18 protein-coding genes are annotated in these 20587 nt (G+C 59.0%); 9 read left to right on the forward strand and 9 right to left on the reverse strand.

All coding sequences use genetic code 11. The features are described from left to right. Nucleotides 1-188: 188 nt before the first annotated feature. The 6 genes from ABID19_RS29820 to ABID19_RS29845 all read right to left on the reverse strand — a co-directional run bounded on the left by ABID19_RS29820 (nucleotide 189) and on the right by ABID19_RS29845 (nucleotide 6332). Nucleotides 189-917 (reverse strand): SDR family oxidoreductase, encoded by a 729-nt coding sequence (locus tag ABID19_RS29820; protein ID WP_263806599.1) that lies wholly within the window; start codon nucleotides 915-917, stop codon nucleotides 189-191. A gap of 33 nt (nucleotides 918-950) precedes the next feature. After that, nucleotides 951-2057, reverse strand: coding sequence for an ABC transporter ATP-binding protein (locus ABID19_RS29825; RefSeq protein WP_263806600.1), 1107 nt, complete (start codon nucleotides 2055-2057; stop codon nucleotides 951-953). A 4-nt stretch (nucleotides 2058-2061) separates the two neighbouring features. Beyond that, nucleotides 2062-2898: a carbohydrate ABC transporter permease gene (locus ABID19_RS29830; RefSeq protein ID WP_354494185.1), complete on the reverse strand. Its 837-nt coding sequence runs from the start codon at nucleotides 2896-2898 to the stop codon at nucleotides 2062-2064. Then, nucleotides 2895-3836 (reverse strand): carbohydrate ABC transporter permease, encoded by a 942-nt coding sequence (locus ABID19_RS29835; protein WP_263806602.1) that lies wholly within the window; start codon nucleotides 3834-3836, stop codon nucleotides 2895-2897. Before ABID19_RS29835 ends, ABID19_RS29830 begins: the two co-directional genes overlap by 4 nt. Nucleotides 3837-3901: 65 nt before the next feature. Further along, nucleotides 3902-5188, reverse strand: coding sequence for an ABC transporter substrate-binding protein (locus tag ABID19_RS29840; RefSeq protein WP_263806603.1), 1287 nt, complete (start codon nucleotides 5186-5188; stop codon nucleotides 3902-3904). Nucleotides 5189-5315: 127 nt separating this feature from the next. Then, on the reverse strand, nucleotides 5316-6332 hold the full coding sequence (locus ABID19_RS29845) for a hypothetical protein (protein WP_263806604.1): 1017 nt from the start codon (nucleotides 6330-6332) through the stop codon (nucleotides 5316-5318). Nucleotides 6333-6761: 429 nt separating this feature from the next. On the opposite strand from ABID19_RS29845, the gene ABID19_RS29850 reads away from it, so the two are divergent. From ABID19_RS29850 to ABID19_RS29880, 7 genes are all read left to right on the forward strand, one after another. Further along, nucleotides 6762-8033 carry an ADP-dependent glucokinase/phosphofructokinase gene (locus tag ABID19_RS29850; RefSeq protein ID WP_263806605.1) on the forward strand — a complete coding sequence of 424 codons (1272 nt, stop codon included), beginning with the start codon at nucleotides 6762-6764 and terminating at the stop codon, nucleotides 8031-8033. Between the two features lie 69 nt (nucleotides 8034-8102). Further along, complete coding sequence (locus ABID19_RS29855; protein WP_263806606.1) at nucleotides 8103-9419, forward strand: ABC transporter substrate-binding protein; 1317 nt, start codon at nucleotides 8103-8105, stop codon at nucleotides 9417-9419. 185 nt (nucleotides 9420-9604) lie between these two features. Continuing rightward, nucleotides 9605-10438 (forward strand): carbohydrate ABC transporter permease, encoded by an 834-nt coding sequence (locus tag ABID19_RS29860; protein ID WP_263806621.1) that lies wholly within the window; start codon nucleotides 9605-9607, stop codon nucleotides 10436-10438. A gap of 1 nt (nucleotide 10439) precedes the next feature. After that, nucleotides 10440-11261: a carbohydrate ABC transporter permease gene (locus ABID19_RS29865; protein ID WP_263806607.1), complete on the forward strand. Its 822-nt coding sequence runs from the start codon at nucleotides 10440-10442 to the stop codon at nucleotides 11259-11261. Between the two features lie 11 nt (nucleotides 11262-11272). Next, nucleotides 11273-12355 (forward strand): ABC transporter ATP-binding protein, encoded by a 1083-nt coding sequence (locus ABID19_RS29870; protein ID WP_318528297.1) that lies wholly within the window; start codon nucleotides 11273-11275, stop codon nucleotides 12353-12355. A gap of 18 nt (nucleotides 12356-12373) precedes the next feature. Then, nucleotides 12374-13147 (forward strand): SDR family NAD(P)-dependent oxidoreductase, encoded by a 774-nt coding sequence (locus ABID19_RS29875; protein ID WP_263806608.1) that lies wholly within the window; start codon nucleotides 12374-12376, stop codon nucleotides 13145-13147. A 37-nt stretch (nucleotides 13148-13184) separates the two neighbouring features. After that, entirely contained in the window at nucleotides 13185-13994 is an 810-nt protein-coding gene (locus tag ABID19_RS29880; RefSeq protein ID WP_263806609.1) for a DeoR/GlpR family DNA-binding transcription regulator, read from the forward strand. Nucleotides 13995-14650: 656 nt separating this feature from the next. Here ABID19_RS29880 and ABID19_RS29885 read toward each other — a convergent pair. Then, nucleotides 14651-15454, reverse strand: coding sequence for an SDR family NAD(P)-dependent oxidoreductase (locus ABID19_RS29885; RefSeq protein WP_263806610.1), 804 nt, complete (start codon nucleotides 15452-15454; stop codon nucleotides 14651-14653). Nucleotides 15455-16429: 975 nt separating this feature from the next. Between ABID19_RS29885 and ABID19_RS29890 the strand changes: the two genes are divergently transcribed. Then, complete coding sequence (locus tag ABID19_RS29890; RefSeq protein WP_006204364.1) at nucleotides 16430-17035, forward strand: helix-turn-helix domain-containing protein; 606 nt, start codon at nucleotides 16430-16432, stop codon at nucleotides 17033-17035. A 268-nt stretch (nucleotides 17036-17303) separates the two neighbouring features. On the opposite strand, the gene ABID19_RS29895 is transcribed toward ABID19_RS29890, so the two are convergent. Together ABID19_RS29895 and ABID19_RS29900 are read right to left on the reverse strand one after the other, a co-directional pair. Further along, a complete protein-coding gene (locus tag ABID19_RS29895) occupies nucleotides 17304-17429 on the reverse strand; it encodes a hypothetical protein (protein ID WP_006204365.1) in 126 nt (41 codons plus the stop codon). 17 nt (nucleotides 17430-17446) lie between these two features. Next, nucleotides 17447-19207, reverse strand: coding sequence for an alpha,alpha-trehalose-phosphate synthase (UDP-forming) (locus ABID19_RS29900; RefSeq protein ID WP_263806611.1), 1761 nt, complete (start codon nucleotides 19205-19207; stop codon nucleotides 17447-17449). A 591-nt stretch (nucleotides 19208-19798) separates the two neighbouring features. Between ABID19_RS29900 and ABID19_RS29905 the strand changes: the two genes are divergently transcribed. After that, nucleotides 19799-20362: a hypothetical protein gene (locus tag ABID19_RS29905; protein WP_006204368.1), complete on the forward strand. Its 564-nt coding sequence runs from the start codon at nucleotides 19799-19801 to the stop codon at nucleotides 20360-20362. The last annotated feature ends 225 nt before the right edge of the window (nucleotides 20363-20587 follow it).

Raw genomic sequence — 20587 nt, forward strand, 5'->3', positions numbered from 1 at the left:
CTGGCTAGAAGCAGGTGAAGACCCCCGGGTCGCGGGGCTGAAGGTCCGTACTTGGGCGGAGCAGATCGCCTTCGGCGATGTCGTGGAGCGGCTCCATGACAAACTCGTTCAGCGTGGCAAGGCGGGTCTCCTCATTCTCGTCCAGCTGTGTACGGCCGTCAGCTTCATAGTCCTCGGACCGCGCTTCCTCATCGGCAGGTGTAGCCGCCGTCGATGGGAAGGTGGATGCCTGTGATCATCGAGGCGGCGTCGCTGAGCAGGAAGACAATTGGGCCGGCGACTTCGTCTTCGGTCGCCCAGCGGCCGAGCGGCATCTGTTTCAGGAAGGGTTCGGCGACATGCGGCTGGCTCCAATGGCCTGATGAGATCGGCGTCATCACCACGGTCGGGTTCACGCTGTTGACGCGGATGTTGTATTTGCCGAGTTCCAGGGCCGAGCAACGGGTGATGTTCTCAAGTGCGGCCTTGGAGGAGCCGTAGGAGATGTGGCCGTCGAGCGCGACCAGCGCCGCCTGGCTAGAGACGTTGACGATGGCGCCGCCCTTGCCGATCGCCACCATCTGCCGCGTCGCGTATTTGGTGACCAGCAGCGCGCCGCGCGCGTTGACGGTGATGACCTTGTCGAAGATGGCGATGTCGGTGTCCATCGGCGTCGCGATCTCGCCACCGAAGCCGCCGCAATTGACGACGCCCCAGAGGTCGAGGCCCTCGAGCGCATCGCGGATCTCGTTCTCGGAGGCGAGGTCGAAGGTCACTGTGCGGCAACCCGTCTCCCTGGCGATTGCCGCTAGCGCCTCTTGCGAGCGCCCGGCGGCGATCACATTGGCGTTGGCCTTGACCAGATGCCGCACGGTGGTGCCGCCAATGCCGCCGCTGCCGCCCGTCACCAGAATATTGCGTCCGTGAAAATCCGTCATGGTTCCCTCTTTGTGATGTTCTTCAAACGCGTTTCAGGCGGGCTCGGTAACTGCCGTCGCATCGGAAATTCGTTGACCTGCCTTGTTGAAGAGATGGCAGGCGCGCGGCGGCAAGGAGATGGCGATACGATCGCCCGCGCGTGCCATGCGGCCACCGCTGTCGCGGATGACCAGGCTCTCTTCGCCGTCGCGCACATAGATGAAGGTGTCGCTGCCCAACAGTTCGACCACGCTTGCGTGCACGATGAACGCATCGGCCTGCCCCTCGGCGGACAGCACGATGTGTTCAGGCCGAATGCCGACCGTCACTTCGGCGCCCGCCTGCGGTGGCTTCGAAACCGGCATCGTCAGCGAAAGCCCGAGGTCTAGGCTGATCGTCACCTGATTGCCTTCAACCTTGTCGACACAGCCCTTCAGGAAATTCATCGCCGGAGAACCGATGAAGCCGGCGACGAACAGATTGGCCGGCCGGTGATAGAGCTCGAGCGGCGCGCCGACCTGCTCGATGCGCCCGCCATTCATCACCACGATGCGGTCGGCGAGCGTCATCGCCTCGACCTGATCATGCGTGACATAGACCATGGTCGAGGCAAGCTCCGCCTTCAACCGCGCAATCTCGACGCGCATGCCGACGCGCAGCGCAGCATCCAGATTGGAGAGCGGCTCGTCGAGCAGGAAGAGCTTTGGCTTGCGCGTCATGGCGCGGCCGATGGCGACACGCTGGCGCTGGCCGCCGGAAAGCTCGCGCGGCTTGCGCTTGAGATAGGAGCCGAGCCGCAGTTTGTCGGCGGCGCGGCCGACGCGTTCGACGATCTCGGCGAGCGGCGTGCGGGCGATCTTCAGGCCGAAGCCGATGTTGCGGTCGACATTCATATGCGGATAGAGCGCGTAGGATTGGAACACCATCGCCACGCCCCGTTCCGGCGGCTCGGCACCGCTCATGTCGACGCCGTCGACCAGGATGCGGCCAGAGCTGATTGGCTCCAGCCCGGCGATGATGCGCAGCAAAGTCGACTTGCCGCAGCCCGACGGTCCGACCAGCACGCAGAACTCGCCATCCTCGATGGTCAGCGACAGTTCCGGAATGACCGTGGTGTGGCCGAAGGCCTTGGTGACCTTGTCGATCGAAAGCGTCGCCATGGGCCTAACCTTTCACCGCGCCGGCCAGCAGGCCGCGCACGAAGGCGCGCTGCACCAGCACATAGAGGAGGATGAGGGGGAGCGCGATCAGCGTCAGGATGGCGAAGAGCGCACCGGGGTTGGCCATGTAGAGGCCGGAATACTGCATCGGCACGATGGTGAGCGTCTTCATCTCGCTTCTGGTCAGGACGATGAGGGCAAGGAAGAACTCGTTCCAGGTGACGATGAACTGCCAGATGGTGACGAAGACCAGTGCTGGCCGCACGAGAGGCAGGGCGACATGCCAGTAAGTCTGCCAGGCGTTGCAGCCATCCACCCGCGCGGCCTCGAAAAGCTCGCGCGGCGCGTCTTCCATGAAGGCCTTGAGGATGACCATGGCGAACGGCACGCCGAGCGCCGCATAGGGCAGGATGAGGCCGATATAGGTGTTCACCCAGCCGAAATTCTTGAGCAGGATGGCGAGCGGTAGCACCATGGAGGCGAGCGGCACCATGAGTGTGGTCAGAAGGGTCGTATAGAGCAGCATCGAGCCCTTCAGCCGCAGGATCGCGCAGGCGAAGGCAAACAGCGAGGAGACCGCGACCACGATCGCCACCGTCGCGACGGTGATGATCAGGCTGTTGAGGAAAATGCCGCCCAGCGGATTGTCGCGGATCACGGTGACGAAATTGTCGAAGGTCACCGGCCAGGTGAAAAGCGCAGCGTCGAAGGCCTGTGCTGGTGTGCGCAGCCCGATCGACAGCATGTAGACCTGCGGGACCATCCAAAAGCCGAGCACGATGAAGAGGACAGCATGGATGACCACGCCACGCATGCGACTGCGGGCGAGCGGCGCCATCATGGCTTCTCCTTCCCCGCTGGCGACAGGCGGGCGCCGAGCACCGCGATCTGGATCAGCGACAATGCGAGCGCGATTACCAGGACGATGACCGAAAGCGCCGCGCCGCTTCCGGTGTCGCCCAGCACGAAACTCTGCTTGAAGATGAAGGTGCCGAACACTTCGCTCGCCCGGTTTGGACCGCCGCCGGTCATTAGATGCACGATCGGGAAAGTCTGCAGCGTGCCAATGACGCCGAGCAGCAGCAGCGATTTCGTCGCTGGCGCCAGCATCGGCACGATGACATGCACCGCAAGCCGCCAGCCCTTGGCGCCATCGATGCGGGCGGCATCGAGCACCTCGCTCGGCAAATTGGCGATGCCGGCGATGTACATCAGCATCGAAAAGCCGGTCCATTGCCAGATGTTAACGACGATCAGCGCGTAGATCGCGGTCTTCGGGTCGCCGATCGGCGATGTCATCATGACGATGCCGACATGCCTGAGATATTCCTGGGCGATGCCGTAATAGGGCGCGTAGATCTGCACCCAGACCAGGCTGATGACCGAGACCGAGGTCACCACCGGCAGGAAGAACATGGTGCGGAAGAAGCCGCGCAGCGCATGCGTGTGGCGCTCGATGAAATAGGCGAGCAGGCCGCCGATCAGCATCTGCACGGGAATGGTGATGACGCACCATAGCGCCATGTTGCGCACCACGATCCAGAAGGTCGGATCGCTGAGAACGCTCCTGTAGTTGGCAAGCCCGGCAAACACCGCTGCGCCATCCGTCCTGCCGGCATAGAAGCTTTGCTCGGCAACCCACAGGATGGGATAGGCGACGAAGACGACAAACAGCAGCGTTGCCGGCAGGGCAAAGAGATAGAGCGTCGAAGCTCTCGATGCCGATCGCCGTCTCACCGCCGCGACGGCAGCTCCGGCTCGCATGGCCTCTGCGCTCATGATGCTCGCCATCTTACACTGAAAAAGGGCCGGGCGCGTCTCCGCGCCCGGCAGTTGGTCTTGGGCTATTTCGCCGCGAGAGCTTTCTCGGTCGCTGCCTGGACGCCGGCAAGTGCCGCTTCCGGCTCGACGCTGCCGGCCGCGACGCCGGCAAGCGCATTGTCGAGCGCTTCGGCGACCGCCGGTGAGGCGAAGCGCTGGTTCTCGGCCTTCGGCAGGTCGGCCATGAAGCGGGCCGACATCTCCTTGACGTGGTCGGTGATGTCGCCCTTTGGCGCATTGCCATCAAAGGCCGGCAGGTCGTTGAGATCGTTCAGCGCTTCCTGCAGGCCAACGCCATCGGTCAGTTCGGCAAGGAAGGTCCAGGCCTCCGGATTCTTGCCGCCATTCTTGGTCAGGCCGTAGCCGATGTCGATGCCGCCGACCGGCGGGCTGGCGGAATTGCCGTCCTTGACCGGAGGCAGGTAGAAGAAGTCGAAGCCATCCATGTTCTGCACGAATTCCGACAGCGGCGGCGGGAACTTGCTTTCCTGCATCCACCAGGAACCCAGCGCCATCATGCCGACCTTTCCCTGCGCGAAGAGCTGCGCGCCGGTCGGATAGGCGTGGGCACCCAGCGCGCCCTGCTGGAAGATGCCGTCATCGAACAGGCCCTTCCAGGCCTTCATGGCGGCGACGAGTTCCGGCGCGGTCCAGGGTGTTTCACCGGCCTGCGCCTTGTCGACGATGCCGGCTGAGAACTGGTTGGCGAGCATCAGGAAAACGTTCTCGTTCTGCCAGCCATCGGCCGCGCCCTGGAACATCGGAATATAGCCGTTGTCCGTCAGCGCCTTGGCCGCCGCCTTCAACTCGTCATAGGTCTTGGGAGCCGAAAGTTTGAGCTTTTCGAAGATCTTGCGGTTGTACCAGATGCACAGAACCTGGGACTCCTGCGGAATGATGTAATAGTTCTCATCGCCCTTCGGATTGCCCATCAGCATCTGCTTGCGGTTGACGGGGAATACCTTCTCCGCCCACTTGTCGCCCCACTGTTTGGCGGCGCGTTCGTTCACCGCTTCGAGATTTTCGCGATACTGCTGGGTGAGCGAACCCGGCTGCAGGCCGATCACGTCAGGCAGGCTCCCGGAAGCCGCCGCCGCTTTCAGCGCGGTGATGTATTCGGGCGAGTAGTTGTAATAGGTGTAGTTGACCTTGACGTCGGGGTGGGCCTTCTCGAAAGCGGCGATCGATTTTTGCATCGTGCTCTGGACGAACCAGGACCAGACGGTGACCTCTTTCTGTTCGGCGTTGGCCGCGGCAGAAGACAGAGCGGCGGCGAGGATCGTCGTCGCAAGAAACAGCATCTTTCTCATCATATTCCTCCCTTTTTTGCTCCCAGATAAAGCGCATCGCGAGCCTCCACTCGCGGGCGCGGCGACCCATTACCGGGTCACGTCCACAGCGTGACGGCAATTGCCGTCATCGCTCATTGGTTCGGCGTCAGGCGGCTTTCGCAGCGGCTGACGTCAGCACCTCTTCGGTGATCGCCCGGTCATCGGCGAGCGGCCGGTTCGGCGTCAGTCCAAGCTTCTGCAGCTCGCCGTGATAGGCGCGCACCGCTTCCTCCGGAGCGATGGTGCCGTCGGCGACGGCCCGCATCAGCACGATCAGCTGCAGGGGCGCCTCGGCGAGGTTGATCTTGCGGCCGAAGAGAGCAAGGCGGGCGCCGTAGCGCTCCGACTGGGCGACGAGCTCGAACGTGTCGCGCGTGGTGCCGGCACCGCCGCCGAGCACGCCGACGATCAGCTCGGAATCGAAGCCGGCAAGCTCCTCCATCGCCTTCGGTCCGTTATAGGGCGTCTTCAGGAACAGCGGTCGCTCGGCCTTCGGCACGCTCGCCAGCGACTTGATGATGTTATCGTTGACGAACTCGCCGATCTGCTCGCGGCTGAAGCCGAGATCGACGCTCGGGTTAAACACCTCATAGAAATATTTGAAGCCGGTGCGCGCCGCCTCGGCGCGGAATTCGGCAAAGGCGTTCAAGGCGCGGAGATCAAGCTCGACATCGTTGCTGAAGGAGACCGAATAGAGGGCAAGGTCGGTGCCGTGCGTCGGGTAATTGGCGATGGCGCGCGTCAGGATCGCGTCGCGGAAGGGAAGGGACGCAGTCTGCGTGTAGGTGCCATGGCGCACGGCACCCCAGCACATCGTCTCCAGATTGCCACGGATGGCGGGCTTCATTTCGCTGCCGAAGAACGCGGCGCGCTCGTCGAGAAGCTCGAGGTTGGATTGCGACACCAGCATGATGTCGACGATGTCCTGTTTGATGATCGCCTCGATCTGGGCGATGAATTCCTGGCGGCTGCGGCGGCGCGGCGGCTTGACCGAATAGTCGAAGCCGGTCGCGGTCACGCCGGCGCCGACATCGCTGTCCTTGGCATCGGCGATGACGAAATCGGCCCGTGTGTAGCGGCCTGCGCGGATGTTCGCCAACTTGCGATCGAGCCTAGTTACCATCAGAGTTTCCTCAACTTTGAGATGTTTTTTGATAGCGGTCGACAACCGAGGCCGCCGCGTCCCTGCATTAAATTTGGTCTACCAATTTTTGTCAATATCTTTCTTTTCCTCTCCAAAAATTTGGCAAAAGTTGGGTGAAAGGGCTGGAGAAGGCAAAGATATGCAATATAAACAATCGCTTATTGGTTGGCTTCCCGACTGCATTCCGCTAAAAGAAGCCCTCAAAATTCCCCAGACCGCTCATCCAACTTCATAAAACCGACCTTATACGTCGCATGATTGGCTTCTTAACGATGCCAAAAGGGTAGATTTTTGGCACATTTAGAAAAACTTGCACGATCTGGCTTTGATAATGATTGACACGGTGAGAGAATTTGGTAGAAATTGATTAGAGAAGGCGATAACGTTCGACTTGGGAGGAGAACTCGCATGAATGAGACGCTGGGCGCCAATTGGCGTTCGCGCTATTCAGCGCTGACCGCTGCCATCCAGTCGCTGCCCAAGGCGGCGGGGAGCTGTCAGGGTGGCCCTCTTTCCCAAGGGGTGTTCCTCTGCGGGATGAGCACGGTCGTCGATGCTCGGGCTGACATGCATGACATGGATGCCTTGGCAAACGCCCCACCGGCTTCGCGAGCGCACGATCTTTTCAAAACGCTTCAGGATCGTGCCGCCAGAGGTGTTGGCGGAGAAATCAAGTTCGATTGGCCTGAAGGTCCTGATTGGCTGCGGGGCAGGATCACGCTGAGTCATGCTCTTGGCGGGACCGGACCGCAGGCAGCATGGGTGCTATCAAAGCTGGGTGCGCGTGCGGTGATCGCATTGGAAGACCGCCACCCGTTCATGTTGAAACAAATACCGCCGGGAGTGCTCGTCGCTCAGCATGACAAACTAGTTGATGCATCGGAGATCGTGCCCCGCGAGCCGGCTGTCCCTGAGACATTCATCTTCGAGTACACGGCAGGGAGGCCAATTGGCGACGTAATTCCGCGACGTTCTTCACGCATTATTGTCCGGTTCCTAGACCGCGGCCTCCAGGACGACAGTGAGTTCGACAAGCTATCGGTTCGCCTTGCTTCGAGCGCGGCAGCAGGCCTCCTGTCTGGCCTGAATGACACAGCTTTTGCCGATCTGCCCCAAGCCTCCGAAAAGCTTTTTGCGCTCGCACGAGCCTGGCGCGCCAAAGGGTTGAAGACAATTCATTTCGAATTGGCTGGATATTCATCCAAAGAAGCCCTGAGCCTGGTCCTGGCAGATCTTCGTGGATCGATCACATCGATAGGAATGAGCCATTCCGAACTCATCGGGATGTACCCTGACGCCGAGCTTCCTTTGAATGCCATGATTTCGCTGGGCGAGCGTCTGGGTCTCGATCGCGTTTGCGTCCATGCGGACACATGGGCGGCAGCAGTAACCAAGAGCGACCCGAATCTGGAGCTCAGTGCATTGATGACAGGCTGCGCGATCGCGTCAGCCAGAGCCGCAAACGGCAGCCCGGTGGATGTTGTGACGCTCGCACCGGAAGCGGAATTCCAACCGCTGCCGTTCGAAGCCTATGCGCGCCGGGGCGAGTGGACCTTCGTGGCCTGTTCGGCCCCCTTCCTCGAAAGGCCCCAGACAACTCTAGGTCTCGGCGACAGTTTTACGGCCGGGTGCCTGCTTGTGCTCGGGCACAAGACCCAGGCGCACGGCGCCTGGCTTTAGCTTTCTTGAAACAGGAATTCGGACGCGGTGTCCGTGCACGCGCCATCATCCGGCGTTTTGGAGGAGAAAATGAAGAAAACATTTATTGGACTGCTGCTTGGCGCGACGGCGCTTCTGGGAACGCAAGCCCTGGCGGAAACGACGCTAACTATCGCGACGGTCAACAACAACGACATGATCGTCATGCAGAAACTCTCGAAGGACTTCGAGCAGAAGAACCCGGACATCAAGCTCAACTGGGTCATCCTCGAGGAGAACGTGCTTCGCCAAAAGGTGACGACGGACATCGCCACCCAGGGCGGCCAGTACGACATCATGACGATCGGCATGTTCGAGACGCCACTTTGGGGCGAGAAGGGCTGGCTTTCCGAATTCTCGAACATCCCCGCCGACTACAAGCTAGATGATGTCCTGAAATCGGTCCGCGACGGGCTTTCGATCGACGGCAAGCTATACGCCCTGCCGTTTTACGCCGAGAGCCAGATGACGTTCTATCGCAAGGATCTCTTTGACAAGGCCGGCATTCAGATGCCCGACCAGCCGACCTGGGAACAGATCGGCCAGTTCGCGGAGAAAATCACGGACAAGGACAAGGACATCTACGGTGTCTGCCTGCGCGGCAAGCCAGGTTGGGGTGAAAACATGGGGCAGATCGGCCCCGTCGTGAACAGCTATGGCGGTCGTTGGTTCGACATGGAATGGAAGCCGCAACTTGACACCGCACCGTGGAAGGAAGGCGTTTCGACCTATGTCGATCTGCTGAAGAAGTACGGCCCGCCTGGCGCCGCTTCCAACGGCTACAATGAAACCTTGGCCCTGTTCGCAAGCGGAAAGTGCGGCATGTGGGTCGACGCGACGGTTGCTGCGGGCATGCTTTCTGACCCTAAGCTGAGCCAGGTGTCCGACAAGTTGGGCTACGCTCACCCGCCTGTCGGTAAGTTCAACAAGGGCAACCACTATTTGTGGTCATGGGCCTTGGCAGTGCCTGCCTCGACCAAGAATGGGGACGCTGCGAAAAAGTTTATCTACTGGGCGACCTCGCAGGACTATATCAAACTCGTTGCCCAAGCCAATGGCTGGGCGGCCGTGCCTCCCGGCACGCGTACGTCGACCTACGAGACGCCGGAATACATCAGCGCTGCGCCGTTCGCGAAGCTGACGCTGGAAACCATCCAGACGGCGAATCCGACCGATGCGACGCAGGATAAGGTTCCCTATCGCGGCATCTCCTATGTCGGGATCCCTGAATTTCAGAGCTTCGGAACGGCTGTTGGCCAAAAGATGTCGGCTGTGATCGCCGGCAAGCAATCCGTCGATGAGGCTCTGAAGGAATCCCAAGCGCTCGTTGCGAGGGCGATGAAGCAGGCGGGTTATCCAAAGAAGTAACCGTCCCCAGTGCGATATTGATCGGCGGCGCCTCCCTGTCGCCGGTCAAGGGGTGGCAGTTTTCCGAGCTGCCACCCCGGCTTTCCTAGCAGCTCGAACACGGCAACAATCCCATGTCACAGAACCAAGCCAAGACGGTCGCCGTAATTTCCGACGAGGGACCGCTTATAAATACGAAACCGCTGATGGCGCCGTCGGTCATCCTGCTCTTTATCTGGATGATTGTACCGCTTGCGATGACGCTCTGGTTCTCGGTGCGGCGTTACAATCTGCTCGATCCGAGCAGCACCAGCTTTGCCGGCTTCGACAATTACACATTCCTGCTTACCGATCCGACGCTCCTCCATGCATTGCAAAATACCATTGTGCTTGTTGTAGGCGTTCTCGCTGCCACGATCATTTTTGGCGTCGCCTGCGCGATGGCACTTGACGCGCCCTTTCCCGGCCGCGGGATCGCTCGGCTTCTGTGCATTGCACCTTTCTTCGTCATGCCAACGGTCAGCGCTCTTATTTGGAAGAACCTTTTGATGCACCCGGTGAACGGGCTGTTCTCGTGGATGCTCAAGTCAGTCGGCCTGCCAGCAATCGACTGGTTCAGCGACTATCCGCTGATCTCGGTCGGCATAATAGTCGCCTGGCAGTGGATTCCCTTTGCGACACTTATCTTGTTGACCTCCCTCCAGTCGCTCGATCGCGAGCAGGTCGAAGCCGCCCGCATGGACGGAGCTCGCGGGTGGACGCTGTTCACGAACATCACCCTACCTCATCTTTATCGATCCATGACGATCGTCGTGATGATTGAGACGATATTCCTGCTGTCCGTGTTTGCCGAGATACTTGTGACTACATCCGGCGGTCCTGGGGAAGCAACCACCACATTGCCGTTCCTGATCTACAAAACTGCGCTGCTTGACTACGATGTCGGTGGCGCTTCCGCGGGTGGCGTGGTTGCGATAGTGCTTGCAAACATCGTCGCCTTCTTCCTCGTGCGCACAATTGCTCACAATCTGGAGCGCTGAGATGGAACAGTCCACAGCTCAAAAAATAGCAACGGCAGTGTTCGGCTGGGGCGTCAGCCTGGTGATGGCTTTCCCGATCTTGTGGATGACGCTGGCGGCCTTCAAGACCGAGAACCAAGCCATCTCGTCTCCGCCTGTCCTGTTTTTTAGGCCGACTCTTGAGAACTTCTCGGCGGTCTTCGAGCGCGCGAACTATCCGCATTTCTTCATGAACAGCGTCGTTATTTGCGGCGGGTCAACGTTGTTGGCGTTGCTCATCAGCCTTCCAGCCGCCTATGCGATGGCGTTCTATCCAACCAAGAGAACCAAGGACATCCTCGTCTGGATGCTGTCGACCAAGATGATGCCGGCCGTTGGCGTACTGGTCCCGATTTACCTGATGTTCCAAAGCGTCGGGTTGATGGACACCCGAATTGGCCTGACCGCCATGTACACGCTGATCAATCTTCCGATCGTGGTGTGGATGCTCTTCACATTCTTCAAGGACGTCCCGAGGGAAATCCTTGAAGCCGCATTGCTCGACGGCGCCCGGCCGCTTCAGCAATTCTGGATGCTGCTCCTGCCGCTCACCCTACCGGGAATCGCCTCGACCTGTCTGCTCGCGACTATCCTGTCGTGGAACGAAGCCTTCTGGAGCATCAATCTATCCACCTCCCAGGCGACGCCGCTGACCGCCTTCATCGCGTCCTTCTCGAGCCCGGAGGGGCTGTTCTGGGCGAAGCTTTCAGCGGCCTCGTTGCTGGCGGTTGGCCCGATCCTGGTGTTCGGCTGGATGACGCAAAGACAACTCGTCCGCGGTCTTACCTTCGGCGCCGTGAAATAGGAGAACAAACTTTGTCCAGCGTAACTTTGAAGGGTATCCGCAAGTCCTTCGGCGGCCTTGAGGTCGTAAGCGGCGTTGACCTGCACATCAAGGATCAGGAGTTCGTCGTCCTTGTCGGCCCTTCGGGCTGCGGGAAGACGACGCTGCTCAGAATGATCGCTGGTCTGGAATCCATATCGGGCGGCGAGTTGCTGATCGATGGGCAAGTCATGAACAGGGTTCGTCCCGACGAACGCGGGCTGGCGATGGTTTTCCAGAGCTACGCCCTCTATCCCCACATGACCGTGGCTGACAATATGAGCTTTGCGCTGCGCTTGGCGAAGGTCAGCAAGGCCGAGCGCGACCGGAAAGTGAACGATGCCGCAAAGATTCTGCAGCTCGATCATCTCTTGCAACGGCGCCCGGCTCAGCTTTCTGGCGGGCAGCGTCAGCGAGTCGCTATCGGCCGCGCCATTGTCCGCGACCCGAAAGTGTTCTTGTTTGACGAGCCTCTCTCCAACCTAGACGCGGCCCTTCGGATCCAGATGCGTATCGAGCTTGCGCGCCTGCACAAGCAACTCTCCGCCACGATGATTTACGTCACGCATGACCAAGTGGAAGCGATGACGATGGCCGACCGGATCGTCGTCGTGAACAAGGGCGTCATCGAGCAGCTCGGCACCCCTATGGAAATCTACCAGAACCCTTCCACTGTGTTCGTAGCGGGGTTTATCGGCTCTCCGAAGATGAACCTGTTCGAAGCTGACACAGCTCTGGAAAATGGACAGGCGGTGGCGATTCTAGACAACCGCGGGCAGCGCATTCCCCTTCCCGTCGATCCACCACGTGGCGCACGCGTTACCCTCGGCATCCGACCGGAGGCATTGAACGTCGACAGCCAGGGCCCGCTCGGAGGCGAGATTACGGTGATAGAACATCTCGGCGGCGAGACCCTTACTTACATCGACATCGGCAACGGAAAGCTCGCGACGGTCAAGACCGGAGAGGCTTCGCTGGGACAAGTGGGTGATACAGTTCGCGTTTCCTTTCCACCCGATCGCCTTCATGTGTTCGGCCCTGACGGTCGGGCACTTCTCAACCATCGCAATCACTGAGCGTAAGGACAGTCCTTCATGTTTCTTGAAAAGTATCGTCTCGATGGGCGCACGGCATTTGTTACCGGCGGCGGCCGGGGCATAGGCCTGTCTTCGGCAGAGGCTTTGGCCGAGGCCGGGGCGAAGGTGATCATCTCAGATATGAACACCGAAGTTCTCGAGGCGGGCCGCCGAGAGATGGAGCAAAAAGGCTACGATGTAGAAGCCGTCGTCCTCGACGTCACGAACTCAAAGGCGGTTGCGGAGGCGGCGAGAGCGGCAAACACCAAACACGGCGCCGTCGACATCCTGATCGCCAATGCCGGTATTGCCTGGCCCGATACAGGCGGCGAAGACATGACGGATGACGTCTGGCTGAAGGTAGTGGACGTTGACCTCAATGGAACGTATTGGTCGTGTCGCGAGTTCGCCCGGCCGATGTTGGAGCGGGGGCGCGGATCCATCGTAACGCTGGGCTCGATGTCCGGCCTGATTTCGAACAAACCGCAGCGTCAAGTCCACTACAATGCAGCAAAGGCTGCCGTTCACCACATGACCAAGAGCCTTGCGGGTGAATGGGCTGAACGCGGCGTGCGAGTGAATTGTGTGGCGCCCACCTATGTCGATACGCCGATGTCGCAGGGCGGGTTCACTCAATCCAACCGCATGCCAATCTGGATGGATATGACGCCAATGAAGCGCGTCGCTCGAGCCGACGAGATTGCTTCACCGATCCTCTTCCTGGCTTCGGACGCTTCAAGCGCGATGACCGGTGCGGTGGTCGTGGTGGATTGCGGTTACACGATTTGGTAGGAATGGAAAGACCAGAACCGCAAGCACGATGGATTCAATGGACACGCAGACCAAGCGAGTTGAGCTTCTGCCCGCGAAGCGGCGTGCCCTTATCCTTGAGCACCTCCGAGTTAACGGCGCGGCCAGTATTCAGGAACTCGCCGACACGATCGGCGGTTCGCAATCTACGGTCCGTAGGGACCTCGAACATCTGGTCGACCGTGGATACCTCGAACGAACCCATGGCGGCGCTCACCTGATCCAGCCGGCCCGAGCGACATTTGAGCGGGAAGAACAGGTGAATGCCGAGTTGCGTCACGCGGAAAAAGTCGCAATTGGTCGCGAGGCGGCCAGAAGATTGAGTCCCGGCGACAGCGTGATACTCGACGGATCGAGCACTGTGATGGAGGCTGCCCGAGCCGCTGCAGAGCGCGAAATCCCGCTAACTATCGTTACCAATAGTCTCGATATTGCCCAATTTTGTGCCGGGGTTCGCCAATGGCGTGTGATCGTGGCCGGCGGGTCGATTCGGCCAGGTTTTCGAAATTTAGCTGGCCACCCCGGGGAGGAGTTCATACGAACTCTTCATGCTGATATCTGTCTGACCGGTGCATCGGCGGTTACTGGAACGCTTCTCACCGACAGTTCCTTGGAAGTTGCTTCGATGAAGCGCGCCATGATCTCCGCTGCCAGAAAGACAATCCTGCTGGTTGACAGCTCGAAGTTCACCGTTCCTGGCTTCTGCACGCTCTGCGACGTCGCGGAACTGCAGGAAGTCATCACTGACGATGGAATTCAGCCAGACGCACTCGCCTCCTTGAAGATGTCGGAAACACCCGTGTCGATCGTCCCAAACAGTCGAAGCTGATCAGCTGGCCAATGCCCGTTCGTGCTTGAGCTGCGGTGCAATGCCCGCAGATAAGCGATCGCCAATCCAACCTCTCTCGCTATCCAGAATGCCATGGGCTCGGCGTTTTAATTTCAGGCATTTATCATTTCGTGTCTACGTCTTTGACCGCTATGGATCGAGGCCGCTGAAAAGCGTAGTCGAGGTGCCGTTTCGAGGGTGATTGCCTTCCTCAGATGATTTGCACGGAGGGACTGACCAATGATGGGGGGTAGCAAGCATACCGGGGTGGTTCTTCAGTTATGATCTGGAAGGCCGCGATCACCGATTGGGCGGCCCTCACCGACCGCCACGGGCCCCCGCGTCCAGTTCCGATCTGCATCGGGGTCACATCTCCGATCGGCACGTCACCGTAGGACTGATTGACTGGATCAAGGCCCAAGTTCTCGACGGCCACACTGCCGGACAGATCATCACTCCCGCCAATGGTCAGCGATCGGAAGACGATAGCGACGGTGTGATGATGCGAGGGCGTGTCCGGCGAACTACCGGCCCCTTTGGCCAGTGCGACGGCACCCTGCTACTGGGTCGAGCATCAGCCGGATGGCGACCAGGACGGATCAGTTCGCATGTACAACCCACATGGCGTCTCGGTCGGGCTTGGCCTGTCGTAAATATCACATCTGACTGTCGAAATAGGTCATCCCTGAGTTCGCAATCAGCGACCCGCCATCCACGGCATACTCCGCACCGTTGACGAAGCTCGCGGCAGGCGAAAGCAAGAAAGCAATGACTTCCGCCGCCTCCATCGCGGTCCCCGCCCTTCGCTGCGGCACATGCTCGCTGACCTTGTGATAGGCGGCTTCCAGATCATCACCAATCGGCAGTGCCCTCATCTCCTCATCGCCCATCTCGGTGCGGATCCATCCAGGCGTCACTGTATTCGCCCTTACCCCGAAGCGGGCATTTTCGTAGGCGATACACTTCATGAGCTGGCCAATTCCAGCCTTAGCCGCCGCATATGCGCCAAGTCCCGGGCCGGTTTGCACGGCGCCGACCGAACTCACCGCCACGATAGCCCCTCGGCTCTCGATGAGATGCGGTAGCGCCGCCTGCGCCATAACGAAGGGCGCGGTCAGGTTGACGTCGATCTGGCGGTTCCAGTCATCGATCGCCATATCAGCCACCGGCGCGGCGACGACCATGCCGGCATTGAGAACCAGTCCGTCCAGTCGACCATATCGAGCGACCAAGTCCGCGACGAGTTTGCGCGCCGCACCGTAGTCGGTGACGTCAATCACAGCCGTATCTGCTCTCGTTTTCGCCGCCACCACATCGAGTGAGGCCTCGCTTCGATCACAAACGACAACCCTGCTGACCCCCATTAGCCGTTCCGCGACTGCCGCCCCGATTCCGCTGCCGCCGCCTGTCACAATCACGACGGAACCATCTCGCAGCGTGCGATCCCCTTCTCGCGACATACGTAGAACCTCCTTTGTTTGACTCAAATGTATTTAATATTTTAGATTCAGGATTTTTCGATGAAACCACTTTCAGGTTATTTTCATGATCGGGATGGCGCACTCAACTCTTCTGCTTCCAAGGTGCAAAAGGCGGGACATCGAAATCGCGGATCCCGGCAAATCGTCGCCGTGCCAACCGCATATCGGCTCTTGATGGTCCCGGCCGCCAATTCCGGCATTGGCTGTTCACAGGTGCTATTAGGATGGGATTACGTCGGTTCTTGCCCATCCCCCCATGTGGCGGGGTGGACAGCGGCGACAGCCTAATATCGTCTTGCGAAATGCGAGCCGGGGCCTCACAACCGACTGAAAATCACATCTCACGATGTTTCAGTCGTGCAGCCATTCCGTGACAGCGCCGCGGGAGCGACCCAAATTGGCCATTTAAGGGCATGACGAATGCTGGCACATGAGCCAAACCATGAAAGAGAAGACCAGGGTCACTCGCACCCAGCCCTAAGATACCCAAGAAGCGGGTCAGTTCGGCGAGATTGCCGGGTCAGTCCTCAGCAAAAAATCGACACTGCGGAGCGTTGCGTGCCAGAAACCGTATTCGACATGAGAAAATCGTCCGTCCCTCACTCGGGGGTGGATATAATAGTAATTGATGGAGTCTCACTGATAACAATGGCGTTAATCGTGCGACCATTGAGGTATGCAGCATCGACGACTCATCAAGCAACGCCCATCCGTACATTTGGATGGCCAAATAAGGTGGTCAGCTCTTGCGATGGGATTGAACTGACACTTGACGATACTTTTCAAAATTCGCGTTACGTTGCAGACGATATTGAGCCTCACACCGTAATTATCTGTGGCGGATGGCAAGGGAATTATCCCCCTGCGCTACTCGATTTTGTTAGGTGCATTTACGCCAATAACATAAGGATTTTTTCAGTGGGGCCAGCCACTTGGCTCTTGGCGGAGGCAGGCTTGGAGAAGCTCACCGATTGCGCCGTCCACTGGGCAGAAGCCGGACGGTTTCTCCGCGATTTTCCTAGCATCCGGGCTACAGAACAAATCGCGTCTTTCGGGCACCAACTGTGTAGCTCCCCAGGTGAACTTGCCACTCTCGAGCTCTCCATGCGTATTGTTGGAGACTTATTTGACACTGCCACTTGCGAGGCCGTTTTGGATAAAATGCTCGTGGACCGGATTCGCCAGCCTTATTTTCAGCAGGTTCCCGTTGGCCCGCGAGACGCTAACGCAGACCCTTTTACCCAAGCGCTTAGCCTCATGGAATCCAACATCGCGAACCCGCAGCCGCTAGAGCGCATATTCGAGCTCTGTGGGCTTTCAAGGAGGCAATGTGAGAGATTGTTCAAGGATAAGCTTTCTCTGGCTCCCCATCAGGCTTATATAGAAATTAGGCTGAAGAGAGCAAAGTCGCTTCTTGAAGAAACAGACCTGCCAATTAAAGATATTCATACGGCATGCGGTTTTGCAACCCCAGCAACGTTCAACCGGTTGTTCATGCGCGCCTTCTCAAAACGACCTTCAGATGTACGTCGTCGTTTAGATACCGCAGACGCGGCGTAACAAAGGGCTGCGACATTCAACACAGAACAAAGGTGCGGCGCCATCCGCACCATGCCGAACGGATCACACTTCACGGACGGCACGTGGAAGGCGCCGTCGGCCATCCTACGCTTCGTCTCGTGCCTTGTTTGACGCCGTTGCGACAAAGAGTTGGCGCGCTGCAGATTATCCTGCACAGTGATGCGCGCTACTCCCAAGACGACCGCAATGTCGCGGGAGTTTGTCGCGCTTCCGGCAAGCCGAAGCTTTGTCTCTACCGTCTCAGGGGTCAGCCTTCTCTTGCCCGCATCAAAATGTCCTCGTTCATGGCGAGGCCATTGATGCCAAAGTTGCTGACCCAGGAGCCGAGCTTTTCTGTGCCGAAAACAGGCCGGCCTTTGATCGCCGCCGGCATCACGTCGGAATCCGCACTCAGGCGCGCGCGCCCGGATGATCTGCGCTGCTCGTCGTCGGGAGAACCCAACGTCTATCCATTGCGTGCTTCAGCGCGGCTTCCAACTCGGCAGTGGTTTCATACGAGGGCATTTGCGCCTCGTTTATCCAGCCGAGGCCGAGGTGTCGGAAGTGATCCGCCGGCACCGTTACCCGGCTTTTGTCCAGTTCCTGCACGAAGTCAGCAGACCAATGGTGGATCGTATATGCTTCAAGTCTATCCATCATCATTCGCCAGCGTTGTATGCGCTCCTCGCGCGGCATGTTGGCCGCTCTGGAAATCGCAGTCGCGATCTCTTCAGGGCGGGTCGGATCCACGAGCAGCGCTTCGTTCTCTTTGAAGTCTTCGGCTGCACCCGCAAACTTCGATAGGACCAGAACGCCAGGATCGTTCGGATCTTGCGCAGCGACATATTCTTTGGCTACCAAATTCATGCCGTCACGCAAGGGTGTCACCACGCCAACGTGCGCGGCTCGATAAAGACTCGCGAGTTGTGCCTGGGTGAAAGAATTCTTCTCGTACAAAATCGGCCGCCACTCGTCCGTGCCGTGCTCGCCATTGACCCGGCTGACCAAGCTGTCGACATTACGCTCATACTCTCCATACGCTGCGATTTGAGTGCGTGAGGGTATGGCGATCTGCAAGAGCGAAATGCTCCGCGGCTCGGCTGCTACCACCTGATTGAAAGCTTCGATCCGGTTGTCGATACCCTTGGTGTAGTCGAGACGGTCGACGCCGATTGCAAGCTTCGCGCCATTGAGTTTGTTCTGCAAGGACGAGATAAAGTCGTTCTGTTCCGCAAGCGACACCGCAGCATTTTCTGCGAACTGCTTGGGATCGATACCGATCGGGAACTTTTGGCAGCGCGTCTGCCTGCCCTGCGAGATCACTATGCCGTTCTTGCTTTCCAGCCCGAGATGAGAATGGACGCAGGCAAGGAAGTTATTCCGGTCCCAGTTGGTCTGAAAGCCAAGCAGATCGTATTCGAGCATCGATTTCATGAGTTCACGATGATTGGGTACTCGCTCTATCAAGTCAGGCGCCGGCCAAGGCGTATGTAGGAAGAAGCCGATTGGCCGGTCGATGCCAAGTTTGTGCAGATCGGCGCCCAGCGGAAGGAAATGATAATCATGCACCCAGAATGCGTCCCGATCCCTCAGGTCGAACGCCGCGCGCCCCACGAAAGCATTGACCTCGCGATAGCTTTCATAGTGGTTTTCCGCACCTGACGAAACCCGGTCGAGCAGCGAGTGGAACGCTGGCCACAGCATAGAATTCGCAAAACCCTCGTAGTAACCAGGATAATGCGCGGCCGGCAGATCGAGCCTCGCCACGTGGCCCTCGCCACACTGCGCGAGGGCCACGGGCCGGTCATTGCCATCGCCCAAGTTGCCCGAGGACCCCATCCAGACGGCGCCGGAACGGCTCACAACGGGCTCGAGGGCAGCGGCAAGGCCGCCAGTCGGGGGCTGATCGGGGTTAAATGTCGCAACGCGGTTCGAAACGACGACAAGTTTCATATTTGGTTTCTGGGTTTCGGTATCGAGGCGGCCCTCCTGCTGGGGAGAGCCAACGGGACGGGAAGGAGCAGCACCTGCTTGTTGCATCGGCCTCTGTGGTGCCTCGCTCAAGCGCCGCTCAAAGGCCGCTTGGTCCATGAGCTGCTGTTGTTGCGTGGCGTGTGATGTTTCAGCGGAGCCTAGAGCGGCTGCGCAAACAAGGTTATTGATTATATCCATTCCAAATTCCCCATTATGTCTCCGCTTGATGCAGGCTCGCTGATCGCAGCAGCTAAGCAGCGGATTTCTGCACATAGGACGTCTACCTTTCGAGAGACTGACGGGCTCAGAGCTAATTATGGCGGCATCAATTGTCAGCCAAATGGGGTCGGACGTGATTAGCTGGACGGCCCCTGCACCAGCGAAGCTTGGCAAAGATGCGGGTCATATGTGGGCGTATAGGAAGGCAACCACCCAGAGGATCACGTTTCAGCGTAAATGCCGCGACCTGAAATCGCTTACTGGAAAACCTGCCGCGAATGCATCCATGCCAGGTGGTGCAAACATTATGTTTTTGCGACAGGGCGCAAGGTGAACGTCCTGAAGCTGACATCCGTCGGATGTTCGAACGTCGACATCGAGCCATTCCGCTTGCAGTGCGCGAAGCGGTTGGTTGCGCTTTCAAGGAAGCTTCGCATCAGCATCGACGTTCGTCGGCATGGTTCTTGCTTCCCGTTGCGCATGGTTGGTGAAGAACGAACGGCCAGACCGGCTGCTCGGCGCTACAATCAATCGTTACGGCTGGATGCAGCCCGGAAGTGGAGCTAGGAAATGACGTGCATTGTCGGTTTGATCAACGATGGATCAGTTCACATCGGGGGCGATAGTGCCGGGGTGGTCGGCTACTCGCTCACGGTGAGAGCCGATCGCAAGGTCTTCCGAAACAAGGACTTCGTCTTTGGCTTTACGAGCTCGTTTAGGATGGGTCAGCTGTTGGCGCATTCTTTCAAGCCGCCAAAGAGACACCCGGACATTGATGTCTATACCTTTATGGTGACGGAGTTCGTCAATGCGCTGCGCCAATGCCTGAAAGATGGCGGCTACGCCGAGCGGCATCACGAAGCCGAGCGCGGTGGCACCTTCCTCGTCGGCTATGCCGGACGACTCTTCAAAATCGCGGGCGACTATCAGGTTGGCGAGTCGGCAGATGATTTCGATGCCTGTGGGTGCGGCGAGCAAATAGCGTTGGGCGCGCTCTTAGCCTCTCCAAATTCTCCACCGCGCGAAAGGTTGACGATCGCGCTCCAGGCCGCCGAGCGGTTTTCGGCCGGCGTGCGCACCCCGTTTCACTTCGAGACTCTGGGGCCGCCCCACATTCAGGTCCCTTCCAATTAACGGAGACAGCGCGTCCAGATCCTTAGACTACACGCCGCCAGACCGAAATGCGCTTGTCGCCACAGGGCAGTCGTGGCGAGGCCCGAAAGATGGGCAGTCCAAAGGAAATACGCTTCGTCGTTGCCGGCATGTGACCTTGCCCCTCTGATCTAATCCGGTTTGAAGTTCGTTCTGGCCCATAGAGAGGACCAGGACATGAAACGTAGCCGCTTCTCTGAAGAGCAG

It is taken from the genome of Mesorhizobium robiniae (assembly GCF_040545535.1).
In the GTDB taxonomy this organism is placed as follows: Bacteria; Pseudomonadota; Alphaproteobacteria; order Rhizobiales; family Rhizobiaceae; genus Mesorhizobium; species Mesorhizobium robiniae.

Excerpts from the sequence above, each read along its gene's own strand:
- ABID19_RS29840 (WP_263806603.1), bottom strand. The coding sequence starts at position 5,188 with ATGAGAAAGATGCTGTTTCTTGCGACGACGATCCTCGCCGCCGCTCTG.
- ABID19_RS29820 (WP_263806599.1), bottom strand. The coding sequence starts at position 917 with ATGACGGATTTTCACGGACGCAATATTCTGGTGACGGGCGGCAGCGGC.
- ABID19_RS29880 (WP_263806609.1), top strand. The coding sequence starts at position 13,185 with ATGGACACGCAGACCAAGCGAGTTGAGCTTCTGCCCGCGAAGCGGCGT.
- ABID19_RS29845 (WP_263806604.1), bottom strand. The coding sequence starts at position 6,332 with ATGGTAACTAGGCTCGATCGCAAGTTGGCGAACATCCGCGCAGGCCGC.
- ABID19_RS29855 (WP_263806606.1), top strand. The coding sequence starts at position 8,103 with ATGAAGAAAACATTTATTGGACTGCTGCTTGGCGCGACGGCGCTTCTG.
- ABID19_RS29825 (WP_263806600.1), bottom strand. The coding sequence starts at position 2,057 with ATGGCGACGCTTTCGATCGACAAGGTCACCAAGGCCTTCGGCCACACC.
- ABID19_RS29850 (WP_263806605.1), top strand. The coding sequence starts at position 6,762 with ATGAATGAGACGCTGGGCGCCAATTGGCGTTCGCGCTATTCAGCGCTG.
- ABID19_RS29835 (WP_263806602.1), bottom strand. The coding sequence starts at position 3,836 with ATGAGCGCAGAGGCCATGCGAGCCGGAGCTGCCGTCGCGGCGGTGAGA.
- ABID19_RS29865 (WP_263806607.1), top strand. The coding sequence starts at position 10,440 with ATGGAACAGTCCACAGCTCAAAAAATAGCAACGGCAGTGTTCGGCTGG.
- ABID19_RS29830 (WP_354494185.1), bottom strand. The coding sequence starts at position 2,898 with ATGATGGCGCCGCTCGCCCGCAGTCGCATGCGTGGCGTGGTCATCCAT.
- ABID19_RS29895 (WP_006204365.1), bottom strand. The coding sequence starts at position 17,429 with ATGCCGGCGGCGATCAAAGGCCGGCCTGTTTTCGGCACAGAAAAGCTC.
- ABID19_RS29875 (WP_263806608.1), top strand. The coding sequence starts at position 12,374 with ATGTTTCTTGAAAAGTATCGTCTCGATGGGCGCACGGCATTTGTTACC.
- ABID19_RS29905 (WP_006204368.1), top strand. The coding sequence starts at position 19,799 with ATGACGTGCATTGTCGGTTTGATCAACGATGGATCAGTTCACATCGGG.
- ABID19_RS29885 (WP_263806610.1), bottom strand. The coding sequence starts at position 15,454 with ATGTCGCGAGAAGGGGATCGCACGCTGCGAGATGGTTCCGTCGTGATT.
- ABID19_RS29860 (WP_263806621.1), top strand. The coding sequence starts at position 9,605 with ATGGCGCCGTCGGTCATCCTGCTCTTTATCTGGATGATTGTACCGCTT.
- ABID19_RS29900 (WP_263806611.1), bottom strand. The coding sequence starts at position 19,207 with ATGGATATAATCAATAACCTTGTTTGCGCAGCCGCTCTAGGCTCCGCT.